The organism is Sphingobium sp. WCS2017Hpa-17, from assembly GCF_031843765.1.
In the GTDB taxonomy this organism is placed as follows: domain Bacteria; phylum Pseudomonadota; class Alphaproteobacteria; order Sphingomonadales; family Sphingomonadaceae; genus Sphingobium.
Window position 1 is genome coordinate 1 of sequence record NZ_JAVTIV010000009.1, and the last position, 13040, is coordinate 13040.

Here is a 13040-nt window from a genome sequence, read left to right on the forward strand (position 1 = left end):
CGGTCGGGCTACGCCCTCCCTACGCCGCGCGCAGCGCAAGGAAGCGCGTTACATCATCCATGCGCAATCCTGACAGGGGGTCCCTTTTGCGCGCCGATAAGGGGTCCCGTTTGCACGCCGATTGACACCGCATGACCGTCAAAACCATCAATCGCACGCATCAGCGGCCCGACCTGCTGGCTGTTGGTGATGGCAGCCAGATGCTTCACCTTTGGTGTCGTTAGAGCGTCGCGAAGATTGGCGGAGAGATCATGCTCCGCTCTTCCTGTTGCAATCGCGTAACGAAATACCCTGCCGCAAACACTCCTCAGTCGCCTGGCAGTTTCATGGCGGCCTCGCCCTTCGACCTCCCGCAAGACAGCAAGGAGTTCCATGCTCGTGATCTCGCTCATCTTACGATCGCCTAGGCTGGGGTAAGCAAATTCGAGAAGCCATTTGATTTTGCCGATGGTGACATCCCCAAGTCCTTCCCTTTCTCGTTTGGCGAGCCACTCCTCGGCAACGGTGCGAAAACCAGTGGTCGCCTCGAAGGCTTCGAGGGCTTCAATTTCCTTTCGCGTTGCAGTCGGATCCGAGCCGGCCGCTAGGAGCTTGCGGGCCTCCTCTCTTTTCTCCCGCGCTTCCGCCAAGGTGATCAATGGGAAGACGCCCATCGCCATTGTCTTGGCTTTGCCATCGAAGCGATAATTCATGCGCCAGTAGCGACCGCCTTGCGGCGTCACCAACAGATAGAGACCATGCCCGTCAGCGAGCTTGTAGGGCTTGTCGCGCGGCTTTGATTTGGACAATGCGAGGGCTGAAAGTGCCATGAGGGTATCTCCAGCGGCCATGTTGGCCGATACCCGCAAAGATACCCTCAGCGACCCTGGATTTCCAAATCCACGAGCGGAAACCGGTGGACGCTGGACACAAAAAAACCGCTGTTTCCAGCGGTTTTTTCGATCAGTCCGGACTTCTCCGGAAGAACAAATGGTGCCCAGAAGAGGACTCGAACCTCCACGACCTTGCGATCGCCAGCACCTGAAGCTGGTGCGTCTACCAATTCCGCCATCTGGGCACGGGGTAGGAGTGCGCCTCTAACGGTGGCCTCCAATGCTGTCAACGCATTGTCCGGATTATTTTTATCGGCGACGAAAAAACTTCATTCCGGTCCGATGGCGGGGTGCATCGTGCCGGTCATTGGCTGTTCCCGACGTCTATGGGAGGCTAAGGCAGGTTCCGTTCTGCCAGACTATAAGGATGACGATCGTGACCGATGTTCCCGCTTCCCCGCCCGCGCTGTTCGCCCGGCCCGATGGGTTGCGCCTTGCCTATCGGCATCAAGCCGGGACCGGACCAACCATCGTCTTCCTGCCGGGCTATATGTCCGACATGGAAGGCGGGAAGGCCGTGGCGCTTAACCAGTGGGCGGCAGAACAGGGCCGGGCGATGATGCGGCTGGACTATGCCGGGTGCGGCGCCAGCGAGGGGCGGTTCGCGGACGGCACGCTCGCCAGTTGGCGCGACGATGTGCTGTTGTTGCTCGACCAGATGATCGAAGGGCCGGTCGTGCTGGTCGGATCGTCGATGGGCGGCTGGCTGGCCCTGCTGGCGGCGCTGGCGCGGCCGGACCGGGTCAAGGGGGTGGTCGGCATTGCGGCTGCGCCCGATTTTACCGAATGGGGCTTTACCGATGCCGACAAGGCGCTGCTGAAGACTGAGGGGCGGATCGAGGAGCCGACGCCCTATGGCGATCAGCCCTATGTGACGACTTTGGGCTTCTGGGAATCGGGGCAGGCATTGCGGTTGCTGGAGGGCGAGATCGGTATCGATTGCCCGGTGCGGTTGCTGCACGGGCAACAGGATCGGGATGTGCCATGGTATGTCGCAGTCAAGGCAGCAGGCAAGCTGCGTTCATCCGATGTGCAGACGTTGCTGATTAAGGATGGCGACCATCGCCTTTCCCGCGACGGCGACATCGCGTTGTTGATCCGCACCGTCGCCACTCTCCTGGATAGCCTCTGATGCCCTTCCTGCTCCTGCCGCTCCTGCTCCAGGCCTATGATCCCGAGATCGAGGCGGTGATGAATCGCAGCCGCAAGCAAAAGCAGGAGCAGCGCGCTGCGGCCGCCGCTGCGGCGGCTGCCCCGGCGGCCGCGCCAGCGCGGGAGGATGGCAAGGTGCCCATTCCCGCGAAATTCGCCGCGCCGTTCCAGGCCTGTCTGGACCAGGCGATCGAATCGCCTGATGCTGGCGTCGCCTTCGCCCAGAAATGGCGGATCGAAGGGGGCAGCTTCTATGCCCGGCACTGCATGGGCTTTGCCTATGCGCGGGCGGAGCGCTGGACGCCGGCGATCGTCGCCTTCGAACAGGCGGCCGAGGAAGCCGAACGCAGCGGCGAGATGGTTGAGGCGGCGCGGCTGTGGGCGCAAGCCGGCAATGCCGCGATGGCGAGCGGTGACCTGCCCAAGGCGCGGAGCGATTTCGATGCGGCGCTGGCGCGCGGACTGCCCGACGGGCTGGAAAAGGGCGAGGTGCATCTGGACCGTGCGCGCGCGCTGGTGGCGCTGAACGATATGGAAGCGGCGCGCGATTCGCTGGACATCGCCCTGACACAGGCACCGAAAGACCCGCTCGCCTGGCTGTTATCGGCGACGCTGGCGCGCCGCACCGGCGACATGCGGCTGGCGCAGGCGCATATCGCGCGGGCCGTGCAATTGTCGCCTGATGATGCCTCGGTTGCGCTGGAAGAAGGCAATATCGCGGTGCTGACCGACCATGAGGATATTGCCCGCGCTGCCTGGGGCCGGGCAGCGAAGCTGGCTCCGGATGCGCCAGCGGGCAAGGCGGCGGCGGACAATCTGTCGCGGCTTCCTGCGGCAAAAACGGGCAGTTAGGACATCAATTTCTAAATTCGTTCCGTTCGGGCTGAGCTTGTCGAAGCGCCATTCTTCTCATGCTGTAAGAAAGCGCCTTTCGACAGGCTCGGGGCGAACGGCGTTGTGTGGGACAGATAAAAGCCTCCACTCCAGTCTGGCCAGCAAGACTTTGTCACGGAACTGCCGCCGCGCCCGGCCCGTTCGCCTGTCCATAGCGGGATTGGATGAAGGAGACAGCGAGTTGGACAGTCATTGGAAGAAGATTGTAGGCATCTGCCTGCTGGTCGTCGCGGCGACCGCCACCACGGCCTGCTCGCGCGGGGCGACGCGCGGCGGACTGATCGGTGGCGCGGGCGGCGCGATCGTGGGTAGCGCGACCGGCCTTGGCACCACCGAGGGCGCAGTGATTGGCGGCGCCGCCGGCGCGATCATCGGTGACAAGAGCGATTGCTCACGCCGTGAACGCCGCCGGGGTCGCTGCTGAGGCGCCCGCCTATTTGAGATAGAAGTCGACGGTCGTGACGACGCGCACCTTTTTGTAGGGCGTGTCGCTCGATCCGTCGCCGCCCTCACCATCGCGGGCGTCGATCGAGAAATAGCCTTGAGTCGCGCTCTTGATGCCACCCACGCCGGCGCCCGAATCCTTGGCGAATTGTTCGGCGGCGGCTCGCGCATCACGGGTGGCGGCGGCGACCATGTCCGGCTTGACGTCGTTCAGTTTGGTGAAGCTATATTTCATGCCCGACCCTTCCTGAAGCGTCACGCCGCGCCGGACGAGGTCGAACTGCTGGGCCACCGCCTTTTGCGCGCGAGCAATATCGGTGGTGCGCAGCAACATGCGCTGGGTGATGGTGATATTGTTGACGCCATTGTTGAGATATTGATTCACCCCGGCGCCGGTCGGCGTCAGGTCGCCCGCCTTGAAACCGAGGCTCATGAAATAGGCCTGCAACTCCTTGGTGTTGCTGTCTATTTCGGCGCGTACGGTGGGCAGGTCAAAGCCTGTGGCCGAATAGCTGATCGACCAGGTGGCGAGATCCGCCGTCACATCCTTTTCGGCAAGGCCCCGTACCGTGACAGACCGGTCCGCCGCCTTGGCACGTTTCAACCCGTCGCCCAGCAGATAGCCGCCCGATATCACACCGAAAGCCAGTAGCGCCGCGCTGCCCAGCAATATCTTGTCCCGCATTTCCAAAGCCATTGTCCGCTTTCCTCTTCCGTCCGGTGATGCGCGACCTTATCTTGGGGGCCTATCTATAATCACCGAGATGAACCGTTGCTTTCCAGCGACGAACGGAGACTATCTTGCCCAAATTCCTGCATAGCATGATCCGCGTCACCGACGTCGACAAGACGATCGCCTTTTTCGACCTGCTGGGCCTGAAAGAGGTTAAGCGCTTCGACAGCGAACAGGGCCGATTCACGCTGGTCTATCTCGCCGCGCCGGGGGATGAGGATGCGCAGGTCGAACTGACCTACAACTGGCCGCCGACCGATGGCAGCGCGGGCGAAACCTATGATGGCGGGCGCAATTTCGGCCATATCGCCTATCAGGTCCAGAATATCTACGAAACGTGCCAGACATTGATGGACGCAGGCGTTACGATCAATCGTCCGCCCCGCGACGGGCATATGGCCTTCGTGCGCACGCCGGATAATATTTCGATCGAACTGTTGCAGGACGGGCGTCTGGAGCCGGCTGAGCCTTGGGTATCCATGCCCAATGTCGGAGCCTGGTAAGCGCCATGCTGGAGGTCGTTCGCATCCCTGTCCTCAACGACAATTATGTCTGGCTGCTGCATGACCCGGCGAGCGGCGAGACGGTGGCGATCGACCCCGCCGTGGCGGACCCGGTGCTGGAAGCGGCGGCTGCGCGCGGCTGGACCATCGGCCAGATCTGGAACACGCATTGGCATGGCGACCATGTCGGCGGCAATTTGGCGATCAAGGCGGCGACGGGCTGTATCATAACGGGCCCCGCCGCCGAGGCGGAGAAGATCGGCACGCTGGACCGGACGGTGGATGAAGGCAACACGGTGCGCATCGGCGACCATGGCGCGACGGTGATGGCGGTGCCGGCGCATACGGCGGGCCATGTCGCCTATCATCTGGCCAATGACCGCATCCTGTTCGTCGGCGATACATTGTTCGCCATGGGGTGCGGCCGGTTGTTCGAGGGGACGGCGGCGCAGATGTTCGCCAATATGGCGCGCTTCGCCGCCCTGCCCGACGAGACGACCGTGTACTGCGCGCATGAATATACCCTCTCCAACGGCCGGTTCGCGCTGGGCGTGGAACCAGACAATGATGCGCTGGCGCAGCGGGTCGCAGCGGTCGAGGTCGCGCGGGCGCGGGGAGAGGCGACGGTGCCGACCAGCATAAGGCTGGAGCGGGCCACCAACATCTTCATGCGCGCTGACAGCGTTGCGCAGTTGGCGGAACGACGGGCGGCGAAGGACGCGGCCTGACGGTTTTTGCGCTATGATGGCGTCCTTGAGGCATGACGGTGGAGAGAGTCGCGATGATGGCGTTGATCGGGCGCGCGGGGATGATAGCGACGGCGCTGCTGCTGGCGGGTTGTACCGGCAGCTATGAGCCGAAACCGCTGACCGAGAAGCAGGCGGCGACCCTGGACAAGGCGCTGGCCGGCAAGGTGGCGGGCGAGAAGATCAGTTGCATCAATCGCGAGCCGCAGACCAACCTGACCGTCATCAGCAATAATGTGCTGCTCTACAGGGTCAGCCGCAAGCTGGTGTACAAGAATGAGCTGATCGGCAGTTGCAACGGCCTGTCCGCCGGCGACATCATGATCGTGCGCAGCTTCGGATCGCAATTGTGCCGGGGCGACTTCACCACCACCGCCGACCGGATGACCGGCATGATGTCGGGCGCCTGCGCGCTGGGTGACTTCATCCCCTATCGCGCGCCGGCGAAGTAACGTCTTTCAGTCGCCGATCGCCTTGGCAAGGTCGGTACGGATCGCGAGCAGGCGGGTCAGAAGATCTGCCTGCTCCAGCGAGGCGGTCGGCGCGGCAGATGGCGCGACGGATTCTGTGCCATTGCCGTCCACCAGCGCCTTTTGCGCTCCCTTGACGGTGAACCCCTCGACATTGAGCAATTGGTGGATGCGGTGCGCCAATGCGACGTCGGCGGGCCTGTAGTAGCGACGATTGCCGGATCGTTGCAGCGGACGCAGCTGGGGAAAGCGCGTTTCCCAATAGCGCAAAATATGTTGGGGAAGACCAAGTTCGCCAGCCAGCTCGCTGATGGTCAGAAATGCACCCTCTGCCTTTTCCATGACAGGGATGTTGCACTCATAATCGCGCCAAGGTCAACCATGGTAAAGCGATGGTAATATTGGAAAAGCGGCCATCTGCCGATTAGAGTCGGCAAAAGACCGCATCCTACGCCGACGCAACCCAATGATTGGCGAGCGGAGCGCTTTTCTTTCAGGCGGAGGCGACTCGATCGCGCATCGTCTGGCTGGCGCGGAAGGTCAGCACCCGGCGCGGTTCGATAGGCACTTCAACGCCGGTCTTGGGATTGCGGCCCATCCGTTCCGTCTTGTCGCGCAGGACGAAGGTGCCGAAGCTGGAAATCTTCACATTTTCCCCACGCTCCAGCGCGGTGGACATATGTTCGAGGATCGATTCGACCAGCGCCGCCGCCTCGGCCCGCGACAGGCCCACATGGCGATTCACGCTTTCTGCCAGATCCGCACGCGTCAGCGTTCCGTTGCCGGTCATCGACCATCCCCTCATTCAAGCCCAGTGACCCTCCCCCCCGGACGGTCATCTGGAAATGTGATTGATTCGCGGCGCTTTGGCAAGCGGTAGCTATGGTTTACGGACGAGAGGTTACACCCGCAGAACGCAGGCGCCCCAGGTGAAGCCACCGCCCATCGCTTCCAGCACGATGAGGTCGCCCGCCTTGATCCGGCCGTCACGCACCGCATAGTCCAGCGCGAGCGGCACCGAGGCCGCAGAGGTGTTGGCGTGGCGGTCCACCGTCACCACCACCCGGTCGGGCGACAATTTCAGCTTGCGCGCGGTCGCGTCGAGAATGCGGGCATTGGCCTGATGCGGGACCAGCCAGTCGATATCGTCCGGGGTGAGCCCCGCCAGTTCCATCGCTTCCTTGAGCACAGAAGCAAGGTTGACCACGGCATGGCGGAACACTTCCTGCCCCTTCATGCGCAGCTTGCCCACGGTCTGGGTCGTGGACGGACCACCATCGACATAGAGAAGCTGGTTGTGGCGGCCATCGGCATGCAATTTGGCCGAGAGGATGCCGCGCGCGGTCTTCGGGTCAGCATCCGCGCTTTCCTCCGCACCCAACACGACGGCGCCGGCACCGTCGCCGAATAGGACGCAAGTGGTGCGATCTTCCCAGTCGAGGATGCGGCTGAAGGTTTCCGATCCGATCACCAGTGCACGTGTTGCAGCGCCCGAACGGATCATGCTGTCCGCCACGGTCACGGCATAGAGGAAGCCAGAGCAAACGGCCGCGACGTCGAAGGCGACGCAATCGTTGATGCCCAATGCCGCCTGCACCTTGGTTGCGGCGGCGGGAAAGGTCTGGTCCGGGGTTGCCGTCGCCAGAATGATGAGGTCGATATCCTGCGCGGTGATGCCAGCTGCATCAATCGCCTTGGCAGCGGCGTCGGCGGCGAGCGATGCCGTCGTTTCGCCGTCACCGGCGATATGGCGGTTGCGGATGCCGGTGCGTTCGACGATCCATTCGTCGCTGGTGTCGACAGTTTCCGCCAGTTCGGCGTTGCTGACGGTGCGGACGGGCAGGGCCGAACCCGTGCCGAGCAAAATGGACCGGCGGATCACTTGACGGGCTGCTCCAGCTTGGACGCGGCGGCTGACAGCGACTGGATGCCGGCCATGTCGGCGGCGATGCGACGGGTGATATCTTCCTCCAGCAACCGGGCGGCGACATGCACGGCATTGGCCACGCCCTTGTCGTTGGCGCTGCCATGGCTTTTCACCACAACGCCGTTGAGGCCAAGGAAGACCGCGCCATTATGATTGTTGGGATCGAGATGATGTTTGAGCAGGTGCATCGCCGGCTTCGAGATCAGGAAGCCGATCTTCGAGCGAATCGAGCTGGTGAACGCCTTGCGCAGAACATCGGTGACGAAGCGGGCGGTGCCCTCTGCCGTCTTCAATGCGACATTGCCGGAGAAGCCGTCGCACACGATGACGTCGGCGTCACCGCGGGCGATCTTGTCGCCTTCGGTGAAGCCGTCGAACTGGAGCGGCAGGCTGGTGGCGCTACGCAGCACGGCAGCGGCGTCCCGGATCTCGTCCGTGCCCTTCAAATCTTCGGTGCCGATGTTGAGCAGGCGCACGCGCGGCCGCTCAAGATCGAAGGCGATGCGCGAATAGGCGGCACCCATCACCGCGAACTGGACGAGATTGCGGGCGTCGCATTCGGTATTGGCGCCCAGGTCCAGCATGACGACGTCATTGTCGCCCAGCGTCGGCAGCAGGGCCGCGAGCGCAGGACGATCGACACCCGGCATGGTGCGCAGGGCCAGCTTCGCCATCGCCATCAGCGCGCCGGTATTGCCGGCGGAGACGGCAGCGCCGGCTTCCCCCGCCTTCACGGCGGCGATGGCCATCGCCATGGAGCTGCTCTTCTTGCGAATCGCGACGCTCGGTTTGTCCGAGCCGTCGACGACCGTATCGGCATGGACCACGTCCGACGCCGCCCGCAAATTCGGGTGCTGGTCGAGCGCCGCCTTGATCCGCACCTCGTCGCCGAACAGGGTGAACCGCAAACCGTCATGCCGGCGGCGGGCCAATGCGGCCCCCGCCATCATCACGTGCACGCCTTCATCCCCGCCCATCGCGTCGATTGCGATTCGCGGTTGGCCTGACACTTTAGAGCACCCCTTTGCGGAGTAGAGAGACGGGCTTACGCCCCGACGGCGACGATTTCGCGGCCGTTATAATGCCCGCAGGCGTCGCACAGATTGTGGGGACGCTTCAGTTCGCCGCAGTTGGAGCATTCCTGGAATGCTTCGACGCGGAGCGAATCGTGGCTACGGCGCATGCCGCGCTTGGAGGGAGAAGTTTTGCGCTTGGGGACAGCCATGTCGGCACCTTGTTCCGTATATCAATCAAGTTGTACGACCGGCCAGTTCCCATGGAAAAGCTGACGCCAACGGCGCCGCAGACCCATGCGGCCCGGGTGATCGTGAAGCCCTGCGCCTATAGCGGTTTTTGTTCGGGGTGCAAGTCCTTCCTTGCCCCACTTCCCCGGCAAGCTAGGGTAAAGGCCGTGAAATCGAGGGGATAGTCCATGTTGTTGCCGATCACGCTGACCTTTGCCGCCGCCTGCGCGCTGTTGAACATGTGGCTGGCGATTCGCTGTGCTCGGTTCCGCGTGAAGGACAAGATATTGCATGGCGACGCCGGTAACGGCCTGCTGGCCAAGCGGATGCGGGCGCATGCCAACTTCGTGGAATATACGCCGATCGTGCTGATTCTCTTCGCGCTGGTGGAGATGGCGGCGGGCGCATCGCTAGGACTGTGGATCGGCGCGCTGGTCTATGTGGTGGCGCGGGTGGTCCATGCGTTCGGCATGGATGCCGATAAGCCCACTTTATGGCGCGCGGGCGGCGCGCTGCTGACCTGGGGCGTGATGCTGGTGATGGCGGGGGTTGCGCTCAGTATCGCTTATGGCGCGACGCGGGAGGTCACAGCGCCGCCGGCGATGGCCGCACGGGGGTAAGCGAGTGCCCTCCCCCCTCAATCGGGAGAGAAACGTCGCATCAAGCGATAGACGATATAGCTGGTGGACGTTCCCAAACCGATGGACGGCATGAGCGCCATCACAATCTGAACGAATGAGTTCCGCGCGCAATATCCTTCATATCCGCACCAATCCATTATGCTGTCCAGAGCGACAGGGAAAGAAGCAGCGCAGGCGACGCAATACGCGATTCTGATCAGACTTTCTCCTTCCGCCACCACAGTCAGGGCAAACTACCCCGCCAGCACCGAATCGGCGACAAAGGGATTGGTGCGGCGTTCATGGGCGAAATTGCTCATCTGGCCATGGCCGGGGACGAAGGCGGTTTCGCCACCGAGCGGCCAGAGCTTGCCGGTGATCGCGTCGATCAGATCCTGATGATTGCCGCGCGGAAAGTCGGTGCGGCCGATCGACCCCTGGAACAGCACATCGCCCACGATCGCCAGCTTGCTGGGCGCGTGGTGGAAGACGACATGGCCGGGCGTGTGGCCTGGGCAATGGTACACGTCGAAGGTGAGGTTGCCGACCGTTACCTGATCGCCGTCGTTCAGCCAGCGGTCCGGCTCGAAACTCTCGCCCGGCAGGCCCCAGCGTTCACCATCCTGTGGCAGTCGGTCGATCCAGAAACGGTCATCCTCATGCGGTCCCTCGATCGGGACAGCAAGGTCGCGGGCCAGCACGCCGGCCTGCCCGCAATGGTCGATATGGCCATGGGTGACGAGGATCTTCTCGATCGTGACGCCATACTGGGCCACCGCCTGCTTGAGCACCGGCAGGTCGCCGCCCGGATCGACGAAGGCGCCGCGCATCGTTTCCGTGCACCAGAAGAGGGTGCAATTCTGCTGGAGCGGCGTGACGGGGATGAGCGTGGCTTTGAGCGGCGGCGTGGTCATATGGCTGATGTGGCGAAGCGGAGGCATGGGCGCAACCCCTCTCTGATCCTACCGGATCAGCCTTTTCCTTGAAAGAAGAGAGGGGGATCAGCGGCGCTCTATCAACGATAGGCTGGAGGCTCGCTATGCTCGCACCCACCCCAACCCCTCCCTTGAAAGGGAGGGCTTATTAAGGTCATGCCTCGTCCATCGCCGCAAAAGGTTCGGCCAGGCTGATGCTGTCCAGCACCTTGGCCGTCTCGTCACGGACGCGCAGCATCACGCGGTGCAGGCGACATTCCGATTCGGGCAGGCAGTTCGTGCAGCTTTCATGCGCAAAGCGGCTGGCGCAAGGGGTGAGCGCCAGCGAGCCGCGGGTCAGGCGGACGATGTCGCCATAGCTGATATCGACCGGTGCCAGTGCCAGCCAATAGCCCCCATCCCTACCGCGCTGGGTCGCAACCAGCCCTTCGCGCGACAGTTCGGACAGGATGACCGTCAGGAATTTGGACGGGATATTCTGCCGCGTGGCGATTTCGTTGAGGGGCACCGGACCCTGGCGGTAGCGATCGGCAAGATGCTGAAGCGCGCGAATGGCATAACGGGTCTTCTGGGACAACATGGCCCCGTTATTCGCGTGCCGGCGGGCTTTGGCAAGTCAAGCGAGGCCGTGGACAAAGAAGTTTTCTCGGATCGACGCGCTCTGGCTACGATCAGGGATTGGCGGGCGTCAGGGCCGCCTTCGCCTGTCCCGGAAAGTCGCTGAAGATGCCATCGACGCCGGTGTTGGCGATGGCGCGGACATAGCCGGCAAAGTCGCCGCGCCCCTGCGCATCGTCGGGGCGCTGATATTGGGCGGGGAGGAAGCTGTTTTCCATCCGCAGCGTCCAGACATGGACCTGCAAGCCCGCATCATGGGCGCGGCCGACCAAAGCCGTCGGCCCCTGTGCGTCGATCAGTTGCCCCGCCGTCGGGCCAAGGCCATCGGCATAGGCAGCAATGTCGCTCAACCCCTGCACCGTCAGCATATCCGCATAGGTCGTGCCGGGCAGATCGGCCGGGCCACCCTCCCCATCCACCAGTTGGATGAGGCGCAGGCGGGTCGCCGCGCGCAGAGCCTTCAGATTGCCGACCTCGAACGACTGGATGAAGACCGGGTCGGCCTCCGTCTGATAGCCGTAGCGGCTGAGCAGATCGAGCAGCGCGGCCTGATGCGGCAGGCCGATGCCCGCAAAATAGCTGGGATGCTTGGTTTCGGGGTAGAGGCCGATGCGGCGGCCGGTTTCGGCTTCCTTGGCGCGGACCAGCTTCAAAATCTCTTCGAAGGTCGGGATGAGATAGAGGTCGTTGAAGCGTTTGTTGGCCGGGCGCAGGTCAGGCAACCGTTCCCGTGCCCGCAACGTGCGCAGTTCGGCGAGGGTGAAATCCTCCGTAAACCAGCCCACCATGTCGATGCCGTCGATCCGCTTGGTCGTCTTGCGGTCGGCAAATTCGGGATGATCGGCGACATCGGTGGTGCCGCTGATCTCATTTTCATGGCGGGCGACGAGGACGCCGTCCTTGGTCAGCACCAGATCCGGCTCGATGAAGTCGGCACCCTGGTCGATCGCCCGCTCATAGCTGGCCAGCGTATGTTCGGGCCGTTCGCCGCTGGCGCCGCGATGGGCGATCAGCAGCGGTTCGGCCGAAGCCGTAGAGAGGGGGATGAGGCTCATCAAAAGGATCAACCCGATGCGCGCCAGCCCCCGCCCAATCACGCCTTCACGCCTTGCAGCGCGTTTTCGTAGGTCGTGGCCTTGAAGCCGACGATGGTTTCGCGACCGGTATCGAGGATCGGGCGCTTGATCATCGAGGGGTTGGTGATCATCAGCAGGATCGCCTTTTCCGCATCGATATGCGCCTTGTCACCGGCATCCAGCGCCTTGAAGGTGGTGCCGGAGCGGTTGAGGATGGTTTCCCAGCCATGCTCCATCACCCATTCCTCCAGCTTCGCCTTGTCGACGCCGGCGACTTTATAGTCGTGGAAATTATAGGTGACGCGCTCATTGTCCAGCCAGTTGCGGGCCTTCTTGATCGTGTCGCAATTTTTGATGCCATACATGGTAATCATGATGCGCTGCTCCTGTTACCCTTTGAAGGCGGTGACTTCGATCTCGATCTTCATCTCCGGCTTGACGAGGCCGGCGATGACGCAGCTGGCGGCCGGGCGGATGTCGCCGAACACCGGGCCGGCAATGTCGCCCATCACGTCCCAATAGGCGGCGTCGGTGATGTAGTAAGTGACGCGCACCACATCGGCAAAGGAGAAGCCGGCGTCGTCCAGCGCCTTTCCGATGACTTTCAGCGCATTGCGGCCCTGTTCGACCACGTCTTCGGGCATGGTCTTGGTTTCGGGATCGGTGCCGGTGGTGCCGGCGACGAAGCACCAGTCGCCCTGGACGACGGCGCGCGAATAGCCGACCTGCGCCTCAAAGGGCGAGCCGGAGGAAATGAGCTGGCGGGACATGGAGATTCCTGTTGCAGTGCGAAAGGATCGTAGCGG

General features: G+C 63.0%; 19 protein-coding genes and 1 tRNA gene. 7 read left to right on the forward strand and 13 right to left on the reverse strand.

Features of this window, described 5'->3' with window-relative positions; all coding sequences use genetic code 11:
• Positions 1 to 53: 53 nt before the first annotated feature.
• Together RQH62_RS13850 and RQH62_RS13855 are read right to left on the reverse strand one after the other, a co-directional pair.
• Positions 54 to 809 carry a phage integrase central domain-containing protein gene (locus RQH62_RS13850; protein WP_311269330.1) on the reverse strand — a complete coding sequence of 252 codons (756 nt, stop codon included), beginning with the start codon at positions 807 to 809 and terminating at the stop codon, positions 54 to 56.
• Between the two features lie 161 nt (positions 810 to 970).
• Positions 971 to 1057, reverse strand: a tRNA-Leu gene (locus RQH62_RS13855).
• Positions 1058 to 1248: 191 nt separating this feature from the next.
• Here RQH62_RS13855 and RQH62_RS13860 point away from each other — a divergent pair.
• From RQH62_RS13860 to RQH62_RS13870, 3 genes are all read left to right on the forward strand, one after another.
• Positions 1249 to 2004 (forward strand): alpha/beta hydrolase, encoded by a 756-nt coding sequence (locus tag RQH62_RS13860; RefSeq protein WP_405053552.1) that lies wholly within the window; start codon positions 1249 to 1251, stop codon positions 2002 to 2004.
• Positions 2004 to 2876, forward strand: a complete 873-nt coding sequence (locus tag RQH62_RS13865; RefSeq protein ID WP_311269332.1) for a tetratricopeptide repeat protein — start codon at positions 2004 to 2006, stop codon at positions 2874 to 2876. Before RQH62_RS13860 ends, RQH62_RS13865 begins: the two co-directional genes overlap by 1 nt.
• A 223-nt stretch (positions 2877 to 3099) precedes the next feature.
• Entirely contained in the window at positions 3100 to 3342 is a 243-nt protein-coding gene (locus tag RQH62_RS13870) for a glycine zipper 2TM domain-containing protein (protein ID WP_311269333.1), read from the forward strand.
• Positions 3343 to 3351: 9 nt separating this feature from the next.
• Here the strand turns inward: RQH62_RS13870 and RQH62_RS13875 are convergent, their stop codons facing one another.
• Positions 3352 to 4059 (reverse strand): SIMPL domain-containing protein, encoded by a 708-nt coding sequence (locus RQH62_RS13875; protein WP_311269334.1) that lies wholly within the window; start codon positions 4057 to 4059, stop codon positions 3352 to 3354.
• Between the two features lie 104 nt (positions 4060 to 4163).
• On the opposite strand from RQH62_RS13875, the gene RQH62_RS13880 reads away from it, so the two are divergent.
• From RQH62_RS13880 to RQH62_RS13890, 3 genes are all read left to right on the forward strand, one after another.
• On the forward strand, positions 4164 to 4598 hold the full coding sequence (locus RQH62_RS13880) for a VOC family protein (protein WP_311269335.1): 435 nt from the start codon (positions 4164 to 4166) through the stop codon (positions 4596 to 4598).
• A 5-nt stretch (positions 4599 to 4603) separates the two neighbouring features.
• A complete protein-coding gene (gloB, locus tag RQH62_RS13885; RefSeq protein WP_311269336.1) occupies positions 4604 to 5326 on the forward strand; it encodes a hydroxyacylglutathione hydrolase in 723 nt (240 codons plus the stop codon).
• Between the two features lie 80 nt (positions 5327 to 5406).
• Positions 5407 to 5796, forward strand: a complete 390-nt coding sequence (locus RQH62_RS13890) for a hypothetical protein (RefSeq protein ID WP_405053554.1) — start codon at positions 5407 to 5409, stop codon at positions 5794 to 5796.
• A 6-nt stretch (positions 5797 to 5802) separates the two neighbouring features.
• Here the strand turns inward: RQH62_RS13890 and RQH62_RS13895 are convergent, their stop codons facing one another.
• The 5 genes from RQH62_RS13895 to rpmF all read right to left on the reverse strand — a co-directional run bounded on the left by RQH62_RS13895 (position 5803) and on the right by rpmF (position 8966).
• Positions 5803 to 6156, reverse strand: coding sequence for a MerR family transcriptional regulator (locus tag RQH62_RS13895; RefSeq protein WP_311269337.1), 354 nt, complete (start codon positions 6154 to 6156; stop codon positions 5803 to 5805).
• A gap of 151 nt (positions 6157 to 6307) precedes the next feature.
• Positions 6308 to 6604: an integration host factor subunit alpha gene (gene ihfA / locus RQH62_RS13900; RefSeq protein WP_120251184.1), complete on the reverse strand. Its 297-nt coding sequence runs from the start codon at positions 6602 to 6604 to the stop codon at positions 6308 to 6310.
• 111 nt (positions 6605 to 6715) lie between these two features.
• Complete coding sequence (locus tag RQH62_RS13905) at positions 6716 to 7696, reverse strand: beta-ketoacyl-ACP synthase III (protein ID WP_311269338.1); 981 nt, start codon at positions 7694 to 7696, stop codon at positions 6716 to 6718.
• Entirely contained in the window at positions 7693 to 8718 is a 1026-nt protein-coding gene (plsX, locus tag RQH62_RS13910; RefSeq protein ID WP_232016087.1) for a phosphate acyltransferase PlsX, read from the reverse strand. Before plsX ends, RQH62_RS13905 begins: the two co-directional genes overlap by 4 nt.
• Positions 8719 to 8786: 68 nt before the next feature.
• Positions 8787 to 8966, reverse strand: a complete 180-nt coding sequence (gene rpmF / locus RQH62_RS13915) for a 50S ribosomal protein L32 (protein WP_066606737.1) — start codon at positions 8964 to 8966, stop codon at positions 8787 to 8789.
• Positions 8967 to 9173: 207 nt separating this feature from the next.
• Between rpmF and RQH62_RS13920 the strand changes: the two genes are divergently transcribed.
• Positions 9174 to 9605 carry an MAPEG family protein gene (locus tag RQH62_RS13920; protein ID WP_311269339.1) on the forward strand — a complete coding sequence of 144 codons (432 nt, stop codon included), beginning with the start codon at positions 9174 to 9176 and terminating at the stop codon, positions 9603 to 9605.
• A gap of 254 nt (positions 9606 to 9859) precedes the next feature.
• Here the strand turns inward: RQH62_RS13920 and RQH62_RS13925 are convergent, their stop codons facing one another.
• The 5 genes from RQH62_RS13925 to RQH62_RS13945 all read right to left on the reverse strand — a co-directional run bounded on the left by RQH62_RS13925 (position 9860) and on the right by RQH62_RS13945 (position 13004).
• Positions 9860 to 10519: an MBL fold metallo-hydrolase gene (locus RQH62_RS13925; protein WP_311269473.1), complete on the reverse strand. Its 660-nt coding sequence runs from the start codon at positions 10517 to 10519 to the stop codon at positions 9860 to 9862.
• 175 nt (positions 10520 to 10694) lie between these two features.
• Entirely contained in the window at positions 10695 to 11120 is a 426-nt protein-coding gene (locus RQH62_RS13930) for an Rrf2 family transcriptional regulator (protein WP_120251189.1), read from the reverse strand.
• Between the two features lie 91 nt (positions 11121 to 11211).
• Positions 11212 to 12255 carry a glycerophosphodiester phosphodiesterase gene (locus RQH62_RS13935; RefSeq protein WP_311269340.1) on the reverse strand — a complete coding sequence of 348 codons (1044 nt, stop codon included), beginning with the start codon at positions 12253 to 12255 and terminating at the stop codon, positions 11212 to 11214.
• On the reverse strand, positions 12252 to 12608 hold the full coding sequence (locus RQH62_RS13940) for an ArsC family reductase (protein WP_120251191.1): 357 nt from the start codon (positions 12606 to 12608) through the stop codon (positions 12252 to 12254). Before RQH62_RS13940 ends, RQH62_RS13935 begins: the two co-directional genes overlap by 4 nt.
• Before the next feature lie 15 nt (positions 12609 to 12623).
• Positions 12624 to 13004, reverse strand: coding sequence for a RidA family protein (locus tag RQH62_RS13945; RefSeq protein ID WP_120251192.1), 381 nt, complete (start codon positions 13002 to 13004; stop codon positions 12624 to 12626).
• Positions 13005 to 13040 lie beyond the last annotated feature (36 nt).

Coding starts and splice junctions, on each gene's coding strand:
- RQH62_RS13850 (WP_311269330.1), bottom strand. CDS start 809: ATGGCACTTTCAGCCCTCGCATTGTCCAAATCAAAGCCGCGCGACAAG.
- RQH62_RS13865 (WP_311269332.1), top strand. CDS start 2,004: ATGCCCTTCCTGCTCCTGCCGCTCCTGCTCCAGGCCTATGATCCCGAG.
- RQH62_RS13875 (WP_311269334.1), bottom strand. CDS start 4,059: ATGGCTTTGGAAATGCGGGACAAGATATTGCTGGGCAGCGCGGCGCTA.
- gloB (WP_311269336.1), top strand. CDS start 4,604: ATGCTGGAGGTCGTTCGCATCCCTGTCCTCAACGACAATTATGTCTGG.
- RQH62_RS13890 (WP_405053554.1), top strand. CDS start 5,407: ATGATAGCGACGGCGCTGCTGCTGGCGGGTTGTACCGGCAGCTATGAG.
- RQH62_RS13895 (WP_311269337.1), bottom strand. CDS start 6,156: ATGGAAAAGGCAGAGGGTGCATTTCTGACCATCAGCGAGCTGGCTGGC.
- ihfA (WP_120251184.1), bottom strand. CDS start 6,604: ATGACCGGCAACGGAACGCTGACGCGTGCGGATCTGGCAGAAAGCGTG.
- plsX (WP_232016087.1), bottom strand. CDS start 8,718: ATGGGCGGGGATGAAGGCGTGCACGTGATGATGGCGGGGGCCGCATTG.
- rpmF (WP_066606737.1), bottom strand. CDS start 8,966: ATGGCTGTCCCCAAGCGCAAAACTTCTCCCTCCAAGCGCGGCATGCGC.
- RQH62_RS13920 (WP_311269339.1), top strand. CDS start 9,174: ATGTTGTTGCCGATCACGCTGACCTTTGCCGCCGCCTGCGCGCTGTTG.
- RQH62_RS13925 (WP_311269473.1), bottom strand. CDS start 10,519: ATGACCACGCCGCCGCTCAAAGCCACGCTCATCCCCGTCACGCCGCTC.
- RQH62_RS13930 (WP_120251189.1), bottom strand. CDS start 11,120: ATGTTGTCCCAGAAGACCCGTTATGCCATTCGCGCGCTTCAGCATCTT.
- RQH62_RS13940 (WP_120251191.1), bottom strand. CDS start 12,608: ATGATTACCATGTATGGCATCAAAAATTGCGACACGATCAAGAAGGCC.
- RQH62_RS13945 (WP_120251192.1), bottom strand. CDS start 13,004: ATGTCCCGCCAGCTCATTTCCTCCGGCTCGCCCTTTGAGGCGCAGGTC.